Source organism: Streptomyces sp. DH-12, from assembly GCF_002899455.1.
GTDB lineage: Bacteria > Actinomycetota > Actinomycetes > Streptomycetales > Streptomycetaceae > Streptomyces.
In genome coordinates this window covers 7263362-7278515 of sequence record NZ_PPFB01000001.1, presented here as the reverse complement: position 1 = coordinate 7278515, position 15154 = coordinate 7263362, and the positions used below count along the sequence as shown (strand labels likewise).

At 69.1% G+C, this 15154-nt stretch carries 18 protein-coding genes, 1 tRNA gene and 3 pseudogenes; 7 read left to right on the top strand and 15 right to left on the bottom strand.

The features are described from left to right. Positions 1–99 precede the first annotated feature (99 nt). The gene (locus C1708_RS32300) at positions 100–789 is read left to right on the top strand and encodes a phospholipase D-like domain-containing protein (protein ID WP_106415985.1); all 690 of its coding nucleotides are present in this window, start codon (positions 100–102) and stop codon (positions 787–789) included. A 148-nt stretch (positions 790–937) separates the two neighbouring features. Here C1708_RS32300 and C1708_RS32295 read toward each other — a convergent pair whose 3' ends face one another. From C1708_RS32295 to C1708_RS34120, 6 genes are all read right to left on the bottom strand, one after another. After that, positions 938–1372, bottom strand: a complete 435-nt coding sequence (locus C1708_RS32295) for a hypothetical protein (RefSeq protein ID WP_133169108.1) — start codon at positions 1370–1372, stop codon at positions 938–940. Positions 1373–1522: 150 nt separating this feature from the next. Then, entirely contained in the window at positions 1523–1792 is a 270-nt protein-coding gene (locus C1708_RS32290; protein ID WP_106415983.1) for a hypothetical protein, read from the bottom strand. A gap of 781 nt (positions 1793–2573) precedes the next feature. Continuing rightward, positions 2574–2759: a hypothetical protein gene (locus C1708_RS32285; RefSeq protein ID WP_106416584.1), complete on the bottom strand. Its 186-nt coding sequence runs from the start codon at positions 2757–2759 to the stop codon at positions 2574–2576. Positions 2760–2933: 174 nt separating this feature from the next. Continuing rightward, the gene (locus C1708_RS32280; protein WP_133169107.1) at positions 2934–3344 is read right to left on the bottom strand and encodes a hypothetical protein; all 411 of its coding nucleotides are present in this window, start codon (positions 3342–3344) and stop codon (positions 2934–2936) included. Positions 3345–3371: 27 nt separating this feature from the next. Next, positions 3372–3605 carry a hypothetical protein gene (locus C1708_RS32275; RefSeq protein WP_106415981.1) on the bottom strand — a complete coding sequence of 78 codons (234 nt, stop codon included), beginning with the start codon at positions 3603–3605 and terminating at the stop codon, positions 3372–3374. 103 nt (positions 3606–3708) lie between these two features. Then, the gene (locus C1708_RS34120) at positions 3709–3864 is read right to left on the bottom strand and encodes a hypothetical protein (RefSeq protein ID WP_157951307.1); all 156 of its coding nucleotides are present in this window, start codon (positions 3862–3864) and stop codon (positions 3709–3711) included. A gap of 320 nt (positions 3865–4184) precedes the next feature. Between C1708_RS34120 and C1708_RS36230 the strand changes: the two are divergent. Both C1708_RS36230 and C1708_RS32265 read left to right on the top strand, forming a co-directional pair. Beyond that, a pseudogene (locus C1708_RS36230) lies at positions 4185–5350 on the top strand (helix-turn-helix domain-containing protein). A 15-nt stretch (positions 5351–5365) separates the two neighbouring features. Continuing rightward, on the top strand, positions 5366–5839 hold the full coding sequence (locus C1708_RS32265) for a hypothetical protein (protein ID WP_106415980.1): 474 nt from the start codon (positions 5366–5368) through the stop codon (positions 5837–5839). A 445-nt stretch (positions 5840–6284) separates the two neighbouring features. Here the strand turns inward: C1708_RS32265 and C1708_RS32260 are convergent. Both C1708_RS32260 and C1708_RS32255 read right to left on the bottom strand, forming a co-directional pair. Continuing rightward, positions 6285–6358 (bottom strand) — tRNA-Met (locus C1708_RS32260). A 43-nt stretch (positions 6359–6401) separates the two neighbouring features. Then, a complete protein-coding gene (locus C1708_RS32255) occupies positions 6402–6605 on the bottom strand; it encodes a cold-shock protein (RefSeq protein ID WP_009192932.1) in 204 nt (67 codons plus the stop codon). 877 nt (positions 6606–7482) lie between these two features. On the opposite strand from C1708_RS32255, the gene C1708_RS32245 reads away from it, so the two are divergent. Next, complete coding sequence (locus tag C1708_RS32245; RefSeq protein ID WP_106411736.1) at positions 7483–8718, top strand: IS701 family transposase; 1236 nt, start codon at positions 7483–7485, stop codon at positions 8716–8718. Between the two features lie 189 nt (positions 8719–8907). On the opposite strand, the gene C1708_RS33840 is transcribed toward C1708_RS32245, so the two are convergent. Both C1708_RS33840 and C1708_RS32240 read right to left on the bottom strand, forming a co-directional pair. After that, entirely contained in the window at positions 8908–9372 is a 465-nt protein-coding gene (locus tag C1708_RS33840) for a DUF6461 domain-containing protein (RefSeq protein ID WP_133169106.1), read from the bottom strand. A gap of 264 nt (positions 9373–9636) precedes the next feature. Continuing rightward, on the bottom strand, positions 9637–10341 hold the full coding sequence (locus C1708_RS32240; protein WP_106415978.1) for a NucA/NucB deoxyribonuclease domain-containing protein: 705 nt from the start codon (positions 10339–10341) through the stop codon (positions 9637–9639). A gap of 692 nt (positions 10342–11033) precedes the next feature. Between C1708_RS32240 and C1708_RS32235 the strand changes: the two are divergent. Both C1708_RS32235 and C1708_RS32230 read left to right on the top strand, forming a co-directional pair. Further along, positions 11034–11814, top strand: a pseudogene (locus tag C1708_RS32235) (transposase family protein). 5 nt (positions 11815–11819) lie between these two features. Next, on the top strand, positions 11820–12593 hold the full coding sequence (locus tag C1708_RS32230) for a hypothetical protein (RefSeq protein WP_106415977.1): 774 nt from the start codon (positions 11820–11822) through the stop codon (positions 12591–12593). A 57-nt stretch (positions 12594–12650) separates the two neighbouring features. Here the strand turns inward: C1708_RS32230 and C1708_RS32225 are convergent, their stop codons facing one another. Further along, positions 12651–13268: an SMI1/KNR4 family protein gene (locus tag C1708_RS32225; protein WP_106415976.1), complete on the bottom strand. Its 618-nt coding sequence runs from the start codon at positions 13266–13268 to the stop codon at positions 12651–12653. Between the two features lie 200 nt (positions 13269–13468). Here C1708_RS32225 and C1708_RS35440 point away from each other — a divergent pair, with 200 nt between their 5' ends. Beyond that, on the top strand, positions 13469–13831 hold the full coding sequence (locus C1708_RS35440; protein ID WP_437079568.1) for a hypothetical protein: 363 nt from the start codon (positions 13469–13471) through the stop codon (positions 13829–13831). Here the strand turns inward: C1708_RS35440 and C1708_RS32215 are convergent. The 4 genes and pseudogenes from C1708_RS32215 to C1708_RS35435 form a co-directional block, all read right to left on the bottom strand. After that, on the bottom strand, positions 13771–14076 hold the full coding sequence (locus C1708_RS32215) for a transposase family protein (RefSeq protein ID WP_241911480.1): 306 nt from the start codon (positions 14074–14076) through the stop codon (positions 13771–13773). The genes C1708_RS35440 and C1708_RS32215 overlap by 61 nt on opposite strands. A 57-nt stretch (positions 14077–14133) precedes the next feature. Beyond that, complete coding sequence (locus C1708_RS32210) at positions 14134–14382, bottom strand: hypothetical protein (protein WP_106415974.1); 249 nt, start codon at positions 14380–14382, stop codon at positions 14134–14136. Between the two features lie 102 nt (positions 14383–14484). Then, complete coding sequence (locus C1708_RS35745; RefSeq protein ID WP_274543364.1) at positions 14485–14724, bottom strand: DUF6207 family protein; 240 nt, start codon at positions 14722–14724, stop codon at positions 14485–14487. Next, a pseudogene (locus tag C1708_RS35435) lies at positions 14705–15142 on the bottom strand (hypothetical protein); the annotation flags it as partial. The gene C1708_RS35745 and the pseudogene C1708_RS35435, both read right to left, overlap by 20 nt. Positions 15143–15154: the final 12 nt, after the last annotated feature.

Below are 15154 nucleotides of genomic sequence, written 5' to 3'. Positions count from 1 at the left end.
CGGTCCGCGCGCTCTCGGTCACGGCCTCCGCGGCGGCTGCTCACACCAGGCCGGCGTTGACCGCGCTGACGACGGCCGCCGTGCGGTCGGGCGCGTCGAATGGCCCGGCAGCAGGCGGAACTGGCCGCCCAGCAGCAGCGCGTGGAGACCTCGCGTGCCGCCGCGGCGCAGCTCATCGTGCAGTTCGCGGAGCAGGACGCGCCGGCTCGGCAGCCGAACGTGGAGCGCCTGACGGGGGTCGAGCAGATCAGGGAGAAGCTCGCGGTGCTGACGCACCGGGTGCGCGCCGAGGTCATGACCTTCGCGCCCAACGGGGCGCACACGCCGGAGAGTCTGCGGGCCGCCGAACCGTTGGACTCCGAGTTGCTGGGCCGCGGGGTGCGCATGCGGACCGTCTGCCTGGACAGTGTGCGCAACAGTCCGCACACCGTGGCGTACGCCGAGTGGCTGGCGGAGCGCGGGGGGCAGGTCCGTACGGCGCCGTCCCTGCCGGTGCGGATGGTCATCGTCGACCGGGAGAGTGCCGTCGTCCCCGTTCAGGCGGAGGCGTCGTGCGAGGCGGCGGTGGTGCTCACCGGGCAGGGGACGCTGACCGCCCTGTGCGCGCTGTTCGACAGCGTCTGGGCCGCCGCGGCGGACCTGGGCGAGGTGCGGCGGCGTGACGGGTCGGGGTTCAGTGCGCAGGAGCGCGAGGTGCTCCGCTCGCTGTACCGGGGGATGACGGACGAGTCGTCGCCAAGCGGCTGGGCGCCTCGCCGCGCACCGCGCGCCGGGTGGCCAACGACATGATGGAGCGCCTGGGTGCGCGCAGCCGTTTCCAGGCGGGGGCGCTCGCCGTGCAGCACGGCTGGTTGCCGTCGGCCGCCACACTGTGAGGCCGGGCGGCCCCGACGAGGGGCCGCCCGGTGGTGCGCTGTGGGGTTACGCGCGCCGGGGGCTACGCTTCCTGGCCGAGCGCGACCCGCTCCGGCGCGGAGGGGGCCTTGTCGCCGGCCGTGGTCTCGTCACCGGCCGGGGCGTTCGCGGCCACCTCCCTGCGCAGCCACGCCGAACCGGCGACGGCGACGACCACGGCGAGGGCGGCCGCGGTGGCCGGCAGGTGGACCAGCGCCTCGCGTCCACTGTCCAGGAGGAGCAGCACGGTAACGAGCAGCGCGTACATCAGGCAGAGCATCACCAGGGCGGGCTTCCGGCGCCGGGTGCGGTGCAGCCGTTGCTCCACCAGGCCCCGCATGGCCTCCCGGTCGGCGGGGGAAGAGGGAATCTCTCCCCGGCGCAGCTGCCGGTCCAGGATCACCAGGCGGTCGGCCGAGCCTCGGGCCGCTCGCTTCTCCCTCGCCCGCAGGACCAGCAGGACGGCTACCGCGCCCACGGACATCACCGCGGCTCACGCGAGGACCACGAGGAGCGGCTCGCCCGGCGACATCAGCATGATCACCGCCCAGCCCGCGAGGACGGTGAGCAGCACCTAGACCCGCATGTGGCGGCCGAGGAAGGTGTTGATGCGCTCCATCGCCGTCCCTTACCGCCCGGACCGAAGGTTCCTGCGGCGTACGCCCAGCGTCCGGGCGGCCAGCGCGATCGCCAGCAGCGCGCACGCCACCACGCTGTACGCCCAGCCGACCGCACCGCGCGCCGCACCGACGATGCCCCACACCACCCACAGTGCGAGCACCACGCACAGCGCTGTCGAGGCGATGTCGGCGACGCGGGCGCGTAGCTGGCCACGCTGGCGCGTGCCCGGTTCGAGATCACCGAGTTCCCTGCCGCCGTGCGCCTGGCGCACTTCCATGGCTTGTCTCCTTCCGCCCTTTTGCCTTGTTCACCTCGTGAGGTCTATCGGCTACCCCCCGTCGGAGGCGCCAAGCGGCGGACACGGACGGGGGCTTGACGGAGGCGGCTGGCGCTCCGCGGTGTCCGGTGACCGGGGCTGCCCGGCAGGACGCGGCTGCCCGGGGGTGGCGTCAGGTGGAGACGGCTGCCGGAAGCCCCGCCCGTGTCCCCTCCCGACAGCGGTGGGTGCCGGGCTCGCCCTCCGGGAACCGCGGGAGAGCCACGGTGCGCAGGATGAGGAGCCCGGGCGGCATGCCCCACCGCCCTTCGTCACAGGGATCACCCGGAGGATGTGCCGGGAGCGGCGTCCCCAGCACGGTCCGGGCATGCGGGCGACCACGCTCGACGGCCCCACGGCCCCGTCCCTGCGCCGCGGGCACGTATCGGTGGAAGGCGTCTGGGACGGTGCGTGGTCGCGCTGTGGCGGAGCTTTCGGGCCAGCCGGTGACGGAACAGGACGCGAGTTTCTGCTCCTTCGGGCGCTGAGGGCGTATGCGGGTAGCGGCGTCCAGGCCGTCCGTCCTGGCCGGTAGCCGTACCCGGCGGCGGAAGCACGGCACCTTCTCCTTCACGCCCTCGCTGCTTGCGGAAGCGATACCGTCGCCAAGGCCAACGCCGGGGCGACAGCACGGTGCCAGGACGCCGTCTACCGGCTGCCGTCCATGTCCTGGGCCGCCCGGTCGCGGGAACCTCGGCTGCGCGTGAGTGCGGGGCGCAGGGGCACGGCGACGGCCAAAGCTCTAAAGAGCGCGGGGAAGCGTCTTCGGCTCGAAAACGCTCTGCGGTGCACTCGGCTGGGAGGTGGAGGTCTGGCGCAGTACCTGGGCCAGGTCGCGGTGTATCCGGTCGGCTTCACCGCGGACCTGGACGGGGATGTCGCCGCGTTCGGCGACGAGGCGGTCGTAGACGGGGGTCTGCTGGAACACGGTGGGGACGTTTCCCTTCAACGGGCGGTTCGCGGACTGGCGCAGCATACGGGTCCGTGTCACGCCCGGCTGGAGGCGGGCATTCAGGCCAGGGGGACAGGGGCGGCGGCCTCGGTCGTCCAGTCGCCGTCGAGGAGCGCGGCAAACAGGTGGGCGTGGGTCCTGCCGTCGTTGTCAGGGCGTGAGGAAGCGGGCGTTGTCCCGGAGCTGTTCCCGGAACCGGGCGGGGATCGTGCCCATCAGCCACAGCCAGCGCGCGCTGCGTACGATCTCGTCCTCGAGCAGGACGTACGGGCGGTCGACACGGCTGGTGCATCCGGTCCCGGGCGGTCTGCCCTGTTCTTCGGTCCATGTCATGTAGTGGCGTCCGTCGATGCGCAGTACGCGCCGGCCGTCGGGGTCCTGGTCGCCGAGCGCCCGGTAGCCCAGGCACGTCAGCCAGAAGTCGCACGAGCGGCACACCTGCCAGCGCGCCATCCACTCGCCCACGCCCGCGATCTCCGCCGTCGACCCCTTGCCCGGGCACAGCTTGCAGTCGAACACCTGATGCCGCGCCTGCGGGGACGCGCCTGCCAACTGAATCACGACTCGTCTTTCCTCAAGGCCCGGTCGTCAGCGCCCTTGCGGGGACGGCCGGCTCTGCGTGGGCGCCGTGACCGGCTCGATCGCTCTCACCGGTGTCGTCCACTCGATGCCGCCACCTACGGGGATCAGCCAGGCTACCGGCTTCGGCGCGTCGCCGTCCGGGGCGACGGCCCGCAGCACACCGCTTCGTGCGGACACCGTGTCGTAGACCAGGTGGCCGATGAGCCGGTGCCTGGTGTGCAGCATGCTCGTCGTGGTCATCACAGCGTTCCCGTCTGCGAGAGCGGCGCCCAGCGAGAAGCGCACGCTCACACTCTGCCTGTGAAGCTCGCTGATCTCACGGTGCCGCAGAGCGTGCGACCGGTCATGGTGCGGTGGCCGTCGGCCACCGCACCATGACCGTCTCCCTTTCGTCCCGCCCGGCCGGCTCCCGCACCCGCCGCCTGCGGTCCTTTCGGGACAGCGGGTCGGGCTGCCCGTACGGGTCGGTGCTCGGGTTTTTCTGGTGTGCGGTGGCCATGGGACCTCGTGGTGGGCGGGTGCGGCGGTGGTGCGGGGCGTCCCCGACAGGGGAACGGGGACGCCCCGCACGGCGGCAATTCCCACGAGCAAAAAGGGTGTTGCTGCCGATTCCCAGTCAACGGTCACTGAGGGCTGTGGAACCATCACGTATGCGGCACCTGCATACGCGTATCCGCGGAGTGCATACGCGTGAGCGGCAGGGACCGCAAGGACTCGTAGCGTGGAGGGTGCACCGTGCGGCACGAGGCGGAAGTGCGGGCAGCGTCCCGCGGCGGCGACCACGGCAGGGTCATCGAGCTGGTCCGCAAGGACCGGCGCATGACCCAGACCCAGCTGGGACAGGCGCTGGGTCTGTCGCAGCCGGCCGTCTCGCGCCTGGAGAAACGCGGCACGGGAACCTACCAGACCGGCGTGTTGGCGGCGGCCGCCGCGCACCTGGACATCACACCCGATCTCGTCGGGCTGTCCAGCGGCCGGCCGAAGTCACAGGCGAGAGACGACGATGACATGCTCCGACGTGCCTTCCTCGGCGGGGCGGTGGCCGCAGCGGCGGCACCGGCCCTGGCCGCCTTACCCACCACCCCGGCCGACGGTAGCGCCGGCGGTCAGGCCTCTGCTCTGCGTCTGTCCGCCGCCGCCTACGGACGGCTCGACGCCTCCACCCCCTCCCAGGACCTCGAGGACGTCGTGCAGGCGCACCTGCGGCTCATCCAGACCACCGCCCGCAGCGCCGGCGAGGAGCAGCGCACGCGGCTGGCCGCCGTCGGCAGTGAAGCGGCCAGTCTTGCCGGGTGGCTGGCCTGGGACATGGGCAACCACGGCTCCGCCCGCGCCCGTTACGGGGCCGCCGTCAACACGGCCAGGTCCGCGGGTGACCCGCTGCTCACCGCCTACCAGGTGGGCTCGCGCAGTCCGAGGCGCATGCCGGCAACGGCGTCGAAGCCCTCAACCTGGCCGGCCGCGCCCGCCGTGCGCTGGGCGGGCGTGCCCCGGTCGTCGCCGACGCGTGGCTGTCCGGTATCGAGGCGCTCGGGCATGCGGCCGTGAGCGATCGGCGGTCGGCGGACAAGGCGCTGACACGCTCCCGTACGGCGGCCGGGGCCCTGCCCGGACAGGAAGAGGCGCCGCCGCCGTGGCCGTGGGTGTTCTCCTTCACCGTCGAGAAGGTCGCCGCGCACCGTGTCACCTGCGGTGCCTGGCTCGGCCTGCCCGACTGGGTGCTGGGCGGCGACGCCGAGGCCCTGGCCACCGGCCACGCCAAGCAGCGGGTCCTGCTCCTGCTCGATGCTGCTGCCGGGCAGCTGGCGTCCGGGCGCGTCGAGGGCGCATTCGCCCTCGCCACGCGGGCACTCGAGGTGGGCCTGCAGTATCGGTCCGGGCGGATCGTGGAGCGGGCTCGCGCGGTGCGCCGATCGTTGGCACTGTCGTCCCCGCCCCGAGTGGTGCGGGACTTCGACGAACGCCTCCACGGCGTCTACCTCTGAAGGAGAGACGACGGCATGCGGGTAGGGATCACCGGACACCGCGGACTGAGCGAAGAGGTCGAAAAGCACGTACGTGAACTGCTGTCCCAGGCGGTCAAGGAGTACGACCCGGGCAAGCTGGTGGGTGTCTCCTGCATTGCGGACGGCCCCGACGCCTGGTTCGCCGAAGCGGTCCTCGACCACGGCGGCCGCATCGAGGTCGTCGTCCCCGCCACCGAGTACCGGGACAGCCTCCCCCACTGGCACCACCCCGCCTACGACCGTCTGCTCGGCCAGGCCGCCGACGTGCACGAGACCGGCATGACCGCCTCCGACTCACACGCCCACATGGCGGGCAGCGAGATCCTCGTCGGCCTCGCCGACGAGCTGCTCGCCGTGTGGGACGGCCGGCCCGCCCGCGGCTACGGGGGCACCGCCGACGTCGTCGCCTACGCCGAACGCACCGGCGTCCCGGTACGGGTGCTGTGGCCCGAGAAAGCCTCCCGCTGATTGCAGCGCACCGCCCACGGCGCGGACCCGCTTCGCGTCGCGGGCCGGGACGACGCGGCGGAACGTCTGAAGATCCAGGGTTTTCCCTCCCCGGTCCGGGCCTCCCGAGCGATGAACGGGACGGACGGCGCGAGGGCCATGACGACGGAGCTTCTACGTGCGGCCGGGGCCTGGGGGCGGTGCGGCTGGTGCGCGGTGGCCTGCTGCTGGCCGTGGTCGCGGAAGGCCGGGGGCGGGTACGGGGTGGTCGGCGGCCCGCTGCCGCTGGTGGTCGCGGATCTGCTCGCGGGCAGCGGGGACGCGGCCTTCGCCGTGGAGGAGGAGTCCAGCTCGTCCAGGTGGGGGTGCTCGTCGTCGTCCCCGCCCTCGGCAGCGGCTGTACCCGCCCGGCTCCGTGCGCAGGAATGCGAGAGGGGTCCGGCTGATGCCGAACCCCTCTCTTTCGTAGCGGGGACAGGATTTGAACCTGCGACCTCTGGGTTATGAGCCCAGCGAGCTACCGAGCTGCTCCACCCCGCGTCGGTGAGACCACTCTACACGGGGGTGTGCAGGCCAGCGGTGGTCAGCCGCGGACGATGTTCTCCGCCTGGGGGCCCTTCTGGCCCTGGGTGACGTCGAACGTGACCGGCTCGCCCTCGACCAGCTCGCGGTAGCCGTTGCCGGAGATGTTGGAGTAGTGGGCGAAGACGTCCGGTCCGCCGCCGTCCTGGGCGATGAAGCCGAAGCCCTTCTCGGAGTTGAACCACTTCACGGTGCCGCTGGCCATACTGCTTCCTTCGGTCTTGCCGGCGGGGCCGACAGGGATGCATAGCGGGCTCTTCCCTGCGGGAAGGCGCCCGACATCCTCTCTACCCCGGCCAGGGCCGCGTCATACGATCATCTGTCCACGAGCCGGACAGGTCTGGTGGGTGAACCCGCGCCCACGCGCGGAGGATGACTTCGCCGCCGCGGCAGGGTAGGGCTCAGACAGCTGTGGCGGACCCCCAACCGTGCGACCGCACGAAGAGGCCTGGCCCGCCACCACCGCGGGGGTGACGGACCGGGCCCGGGAACACGGGGCCATAGCTGTGCTCGGCGCGTGTGGCCTGCGGGTGAGATTGCCGCAGGAAAAGGGCCGGGTGACACGGGCCGTGTCCGCTTCCAGGGGGCCCCGCACCGAAGCCGTCCCTCATCCGACGCGTGGGAGCGCCGCCCAAGCCCACCGGTATGTCCCGATCCAGCGAGCACCGTTGGAGTGACTTCGTCCACTTCCACGGGCTCTGGCTCAACTTCTGTGACGCGACCCCGTGAGCCGGATTGTCGTGAACGTTCGGGGATATGCGAGAAGAGAACCAGCCGAAGGGGACAGGAGGACCTCATGCAAGGTGGCATGACGCCTCTGAGGAATCGCTACCTCGCTGCGTGCTTCATCGCCGTCATGTGCCTGCTGGTTGGCGCCCTGTTGGCCGGTTTGCTCGCTGCGGCGCTCTCGCCCAGCGGCGTGTGGGCAGGAGCGGCAGCTCTCATGGGCGGGGCTCTTGGGGCCGGCTTCGGTGCGTGGCGTCTCCGACGGATGCCCGAGGATGAACGCGCCGACGACCACATCTACTAGTAGTGCTTCGTTACGTTGGGTGATCTCGGCTGATGGTGGGCAGCCTCCCAGGGTGAAGCTGGGGGAGGTGGAACGGCTCCGGGGTGAGTTGGCGGAGTTCGTTGCCGATGTGTTCGGGTCGCTGCCGCGGCGGGATCAGCGGCGGTGGGGCGAGTGTTATCTGCGGGGCCTGATGCTCGACGGCCGGCGCAAGTCGATCCAGCCGATGGCCGAGCGGCTGCCGGACGGGAACATGCAGGCTCTGCAGCAGTTCGTGAACCAGTCGCCGTGGGATCCGCTGCCGGTCAGGCAGCGGATCGCCGAGCGGCTGTCCGAGGTGATCGGGCCCGAGGTGTGGGTGGTCGACGATGTGTCGTTCCCCAAGTGCGGCACCGCGTCGGTGGGGGTGACCCGGCAGTACTGCGGAGCGGTCGGCAAGCGGGCGAACTGCCAGGTCGCGGTCAGTGTCCATGCCGCCACCGACACCGCGTCGTGTCCGCTGAACTGGGAGTTGTATCTGCCACGCGAGTGGACGGATGCACCGCAGCGGTGCCGCAGGGCAGGAGTGCCCGACGAGGTGGTGCACCAGGAGAAGTGGCGCCTGGCGCTCGGCCTGCTCGACACGCTCGACGAGTGGCAGCTGAAGGCTCCGGTCGTGGTCGCCGATGCCGGCTACGGCGTCAGCACCCCGTTCCGGCTCGGTCTTCAACAGCGCGGGCTGTCCTATGTGCTCGCGCTGACCGGGAAGGAAGTCGCCCACCCGGAGAATGCCGAGCCGTACCAGCCCGCTTACAGCGGGCTCGGCCCGCCGACGCTGCCCCGCTACCGCACTCCACCACGAGCCGTCTCGGTCCTCGCGGCCGAAGCCGGTGTCGGCCGGTTCGCCGAGGTGACCTGGCGTCAGGGCAGCAAAGGCGCGATGATCTCCCGGTTCGCGGTCCTGACGGTGCGGCCCGCGGGTAAGCAGTCCCTGGCCGCGGCCCAGGAGGCGGGCGGCGGCCGCAACCGATGGGACGGCGTCCTGCCCACCCAGACCCTGCTGGTTGAGTGGCCGGACGGCCAGGACGCTCCGACCGGCTACTGGATGTCGAACCTGCCCGCTTCGACCCCGGTCGCCGACCTGGTGCGATGGGCGAAGATGCGCTGGCGGATCGAACACGACTACCGCGAACTCAAGCACGGCCTGGGCCTGGACCACTTCGAGGGCCGCACCTGGCGCGGCTGGCACCACCACGTCACCCTCGTCACCGCCGCCCAGGCATTCCTCACCCTCCGGCGGCTCGACCCAAAAGCCCACACACCGGCCTGACCCTCTACCAGGTCCTTGACGTTCTTCAAGACCTGCTGAGGTGCTGGACCGGTGCCTGCGCCACCTGCGGCCGCCCTCTGCCCAGCCCACGAACCCGCCACAGACAGCCCAGAACCTAACGAAGCACTACTAGGGAAGTTACATCCGTCCTCAAAATTCCCGGCGGATTCCTTCATTAAGGTTGACGGGCTACAACAGCCGTCGGCCTAGCGGGCCGGAGCCACCCGGTGGAGGCGCCGGAAACAGAAGCGGAGGGTCGGGGTGGTTGAGTACTTGTCGGTCGAAATCATCAATAACGACAGAGAGCAGCGGTCCGTGCAAAATCTCCGTCGTGAGGCTGCGGCCGACGCGCCGGGCGATGGACCTGAGAGACGCCGCTACCGGGCCCAATCCATCCGCGACGAGTCCGTGTATCTCGTCGGCGTAGCCGTGCGGGCTACGGCCTTGAGTGCTGGGTGGATATCCGGGCTCGAATCGCTCGACCACTTCGCCGTCCACAACACTGGAGAACAGTGTCAGCCCTTTCTCTGTCGTGAGCAGAACGAGGCATTCAGTCTGCGCCGACAGGTCGCGCATGATGGCATACGTGGACCCGATAAAGTTTTCGAATTCGATGCAGAAAGCCCACTCGTTCAAAACACCGGCACGCAGCAAGGTGCCCGATCGTGGAGCCTCGGGGGCCTCTCGCGAAGGAACCCGACTGAACCTGCCCGCGTCGGCTCCGTAGATTCCGACGACCTCTTCTGCCCTTCTGCGAAAAGTAACAGTCAGGCAGAAGTGCTGTGACATGTCCAAGGTCCAGGAACTGGCCACTTTACTCCAATCAATATTTATACCCTCGCCTGCCCCGGCATTCATAGCCGCGAGCGGACGAGGTCGGTTGTGAAGTCAGACGACGATCACGATTCCGTCGCCGTTCTATTCTCCGGTTTTCACCTTGTCGAAGAAATCTGGAATACCCACCCAGAAGCGGTCATCCTCAATCAGTCGCCAGTCCTGGGTGTAGCGGGAGTATGCGCTGCCGGCAAGCTCATTCAAGTCCTCGGGTATGTGGCCGCGCACGCAGGGCTCCTTGCCAGTGACGAGCCTGGACGGATCGGAATTATACACATGGTATTTTCCGTCGCCCTCGAGGAGCGGAGTGATTTCGACGCAGAGTGCCCCGTCGGTGCCACCTTGCTTGGTCGAGGCGAAAGGATACTTGTCGCACGAGTCGTCGGGCACTATGTCGCACCTATGGACGAACTTGACGGTGCTCTTGGTGCCGCAGGTGTACTCACGCCTTTCCTTGCCGTTGAGGGCGCGCTGCATCGACTTGCGGTAGCCCCACCCGTCGGGAAGAGCATCTTGCCCGAAGCCATAGGTTACGGCTGCGGCGCCGTACGTGCTGATTGGCAGCTCCATGTCGGGCGGCGCAACATTGGACAGCGCGCATCCAGTGCTCTCATTGTTCTTCTCGGTGAGATGAGTGTTACAGCGCACGTAACGCGGCATAGTCCATTCCGCGTTGGGCTTTGCGGGTGTCGACCCGGTGTGCGTGATGTACAGATGGTACTTGATCTCAGTGAAATCCTTTTCGTCGACAGCGGGAGCGTCGGAGTGGGCGACCGCCCCCTCAGTCAAATCGTTCGCGTTACTGAACCTCTTTCATCCTGAATAGTTGCAGATCAGCAGTGAGCCCTTTTCAACCCGACGGCTGGGCATGTCAGTTGGGCTGACAGACAGATGAAGCTCCTGTTGGAGGCAAGCTACCTTGGTCAGGAGGTTTCCGATATTCAAGAGCATATCGGCCCGGGTTCCACATATAAGTTCCAATTGCCGTCATATAGGCCTGGGCTTCTGATGCCAGACGGGCCACCTACGCCGCATGATGTCCTCCTCTCTTTTTATGACGCTGCCGGAACGCGCTGGCGACGCGATATCCTCGGTGGTCTTTACAGAGGCCGACGGGTGGGAGACACCTGGGTATGGGATAACCACCGCGAGAACCCAGTCATCCGGGAAGCGTCTACTCGCGCAAACGAGATCGCGCCATCGCCGCCGCCTCACAGGCTACGCTCTAGGGGCTTCCTGGTAAGGGTACGCAGGCTTGATGCCTTGGTCGTTCGCCGCCCACTATTGGCCTGGTCGGTTCTCTGGGCAGGTATTACGGTCGTGATTGCGCTGACGACACTTTTGGTGATCGCACCGTAGCTCACACTGAGCCGTTTCCAACCTGACGGGTGGTTGGGCGGGTGACCCCGGCTGCGGGCATGAAGAGAGCTCCTGGTAGACGGGTTTTCGACCAAGAAATCCGTCTCCACCAGAGGCTTCGTGTGCTTGTCTACCCGTCCGGCATCGATCTGTCCAGCCGCACGTTGCGACACCTCTCCGGTCTCCTCACAGGTCACCGCCGTCGGATCGGCTCCCGGTGGCGGCGCCTGACCTGCGGCCGGCAGGCCCTGCTCGTCCTGGCCCACCTGCGCTGCGGTGACACTCCCCCAGCCTCCGGCCGGGGGTGCCCCCAACGCCCGCCTCGCCGCGGGCTTCCGCATCGGGATCGCCACGGCCTACCGCTACATACGCGAGGCCGTCGACCTCCGGGCCGCCCTCGCACCCACGCTGGAACAGGCCATGACGACCGCGCGGAAGAAGGCGTACGTGATCCTCGACGGCACCGTGCTGCCGACCGACCGCATCGCCGCCGACCAGCCGTACTACTCCGGGAAGAAGAAGCACCACGGGATGAACGTGCAGGTCCTTGCGGATCCAGCCGGACGTCTGATCTGGGTCTCGGACGCACTGCCGGGAGCCACCCACGACTTGACCGCGGCGCGGGCCCACGGCATTCCCGCCGCTCTCGCCGCGGAGGACATCAAGTACTGGGCCGACAAGCCGTACCAGGGCGCAGGTCTTGCTGTCCGCGTCCCGTTCCGGGGCAAGAACCTGCGCGGCTGGCGCCGACTTCACAACCGGGACCACACGAAGATCCGCAGCCTCGACGAACGCGCCATGGCGATCCTCAAGTCCTGGCGGCTCCTGCGGAAGCTCCGCTGTAGCACCATCCGGATCACAGCCGTCGTCCGAGCCGTCGTCGCCCTCGAACTCGCCACCTGATCAAGATGGAAAAGGCTCAGTGGAAGGACGACTACGCGGCCTGGCAGTCCCCGAGCCTGATCGTGGCCTGCGACAAGGTCGCCTTCAACGGCACCCCGGGTTGCGTACTGCCCCAGTACGCCCCCACCTACCGGTTCAACACCGCCGCCTACCCCGAGGCGGCCGCGCACGCCTGGGTGATCCAGAACAAGTCCAAGATCGCGGGCATCGGGCAGAGCTGGGACGCACCGCTGAAGTACCTGGCGCCGCAGGCCCGTAACAAGGAGGCCTACGAACCGCAGCGGAGCCGGGACGCGATGTGCACCCGGTACCAGGGGGCGAAGTCGGCGAGCACCGGGTGGGTTGCTCGCAAGACGTTCCTGCCGCATCCGAAGACGGCCCTGCACCACGTCGGGCCGCATCTGGACGAGGTGAACTGCGACGAGTTCCCGTTCGCCTCGACGTACCAGTCCGCCGGTATGAAGGCGGTCAACGGCGGTCTGAACGAGGCCCCGAACGGGGGCGCCGACTGCATTCAGACGGTGTCCGCCGTCGCCGACGACGGGAAGATGCACTTCTTGGACGATACCCGGTACGACGCGCCGTCGTTCACCGAGAACTGCGGCCGCTCCTCGATGTCCGCTGATGTCAACCAGGGCTCGATGCGACCCTTCGGCGAGTTCGCCAAGGCGATGCGGCTGCTCGACACGCAGGATTACTTCCTCGACCCGGGCAACGCCTGGTTCAAGGGGTGCGACACCTCGAAGGCCGTCCTGGTCTGCACCATGGCGAAGCCGTAGTCACTCCACGATGAAGCTGGCGGGGCCCGTCCCGATCCCTCGGGGGCCCCGCCCTGCTCAGTGCACCGGTTGCCAGTCGGCGTGCGTCTCGTCCAGCCTCGGCAGCTCCGGGTTCTGCCAGATGAGACAGCCGTGGACGATGCCGGGCACCTGAGGGCCCATCCGGCCGGCCGGGCCCTCGGTGAGCGTCTGACGGACGGTTTCGAGATAGACGGCGAGCGTCGGATACGAAGGCTCGTTCATGTACATGCCCTCATAGCTGGTCCATTCGCCCAGACCGGCCGCCGACAGGTACAGACCGGCATCGGTCGCCTCGGCGTAGTTACCGAAGGGCGCCACCCACTCCACTCCCTCCCAGTAGTCCTTGCCCTGGGAATCGAACCCGGCGAGGCGCGGCCTGATCGACTGGGCGGGCGTGAGCAGCAGACCGTGAGGCAGGAACCGTCCGGTCGCCACCTCGCCCTCCTCGTCCAGCTCGTCGAGATCGAGCTGCCGTACCCCGCCGGCCTCCGCCCACAGGGCCAGGAGGTCGGGCGGGAATCGGAAGTCGCAGCGCTCCCCCAGGCAGCCCTGCGCCTCCGCGATCTCGTCCGCCGCGGCAGGCGGCAGCAGGGAGGCGTACGAGGTCGGGGCGTGCACCCGCAGCCACTCGGTCAGCCACCGCCAGCCGTCCACCGTCCGCCGTACGTCTTGCGCGTTGACAGGTCACGCCCCTCCGCATTCGCCTCGTCCGCCAGACGCCCCACCGTACCGAGCGAACTCGCACGTCCACAGCCGGAGTGGATCGTCGAGCTCGGTATCGGCGCCAGCTTGCCCCCCGTTATCTTCCTCGCGGTCCTGCAAGAGTCGAGCACCGGATCGCCGGGCTGGGTGACATGCCGCGTCCGGGCGGGCCGAGGACGGTCACCGACGAGCAGGTCGCCGCCGTGGTCACCAAGACGCTGGAGTCGACGCCGAGGAACGCCACGCACTGGTCGACGCGGGCGGTGGCGAAGGAGACGGGCCTGTCGCAGTCGACCGTGTCGCGGATCCGGCGGGCCTTCGGCCTGCAGCCGCACCGCACCGCACCGAGACGTCTCGGCTGTCGACGGATCCGTACTTCGTCGACAAGGTCCATGAGTCCGCGACGGGGTACTCGTGCTGGCCGGAGTCGTGATCGTCAGCGGGAGATCGTCCGTCAGCGTTGGACTTCGGAGTTCGCCAGGACGAGCAGTGCCCGCAGCAGGAAGGTGGCATGACGGGTGGTCATGCGGACCTTGGCCAGGACGCGCCAGGTCTTGAGGTACGTGAAACCATGCTCGTTGGCGGCACGTTCACGACTGACCAGTCGGTTCGCCTCCTTCTGGGCCTCGGTGAGGCGGTGGGAGCGAGTGGCTTTGAAGCCGGTGATGATGACGGGATCGTCGTCGGGGTGGTCGTCCAGGCCGACGAAGCCGAGGCCGGCCAGGGCTCCGAGCTCGGCCACGCGCAGATGCGCGGTGATCTTGTCATGGCGGGCGACGGTGATCTCACTGGCCCGTCCGGGGCGAGCGGAGGAGATTCAGATCAGGCTGCCCCTCTCGTCGGTGAGGGCGAGGAAGAGCAGGCCGTGGACCTTGTGTTTCCCGCTGTAGTTCTTACGGTTGGCTGTCCCGGTGCGGCGCCGGGCGCGGACCAGGGTGCCGTCCAGCAGGGCCACCACCCCGCCCCGCCTGGCGATCGTTTTCAGAGCACGGTCCAGGCGCGGGGCCCGGGCGGACAGCAGACCGATCACCTCCAGGACCCAACGGCGCACGGTGGCGGCCGACATGTTGTTGCCGTCGGCCCATGTCGGCCAGGCGCTGGTCGTGGCGCAGGACGGCGAGCACGACGATCGCCTGGGTGCCGGGAGCGGCCTTGCGCCAGCGGGTGCTCAGTTGCTTGCGCCTGCGGCCGCCAACCCCGGCCATGAACCCGGCCATGGCTGGTCAGTGGAACCTGGCCGGCCGTCCCCGGCGCCACGAGCGTGGCGCAAGTCCAGGAAGCAGCGCGGCCGTACACCGGGCTCGCCGGGCTCCAGGCTCGTACGGTCCGCCGGTGCGATCGCGCGGAGCGGCGGTGCGATCGCACGGAGCGGCGGGCAACTCCTGGACCGCGGAAGCGGTTTCGTCATCGGCTGCCGCGATCTCCACCACAGCCGGAGACCGCGAGAAGCCGGGCGAGCCGGGTGCCGCGTGGACGACAGCGGCTGGGTGAAGGTGCCGGCGGGGGTGCCCACTTGGGGTGTCGCGGGCCGAGTGCGGCAGTCCGTCCTTCAGGTGCGCAGGAAGTCGGCATGACGGGCGTGGGGTCCGGCTGTCCTCCGACCGACGGTGGTGGAGAGCACGCTGCGGTGGAGCCGGGCTCCTGCCGGTCTCACCGGAGCCGGTACGGCACTCGGTTCGACGGTCCGGTCGGCGTCCAGCCGTGCGTGGACGTCGAGCGGTACGTCTCTCACGGAGTCCGTCGAGAAGGTGGCTCTCCCGGCACCGCACCCGGCTGCACGTGCGACTCCGTGTTTCACTTCCGACCCCCGAGTATCTGGTTGGCATTAATCATTTGTA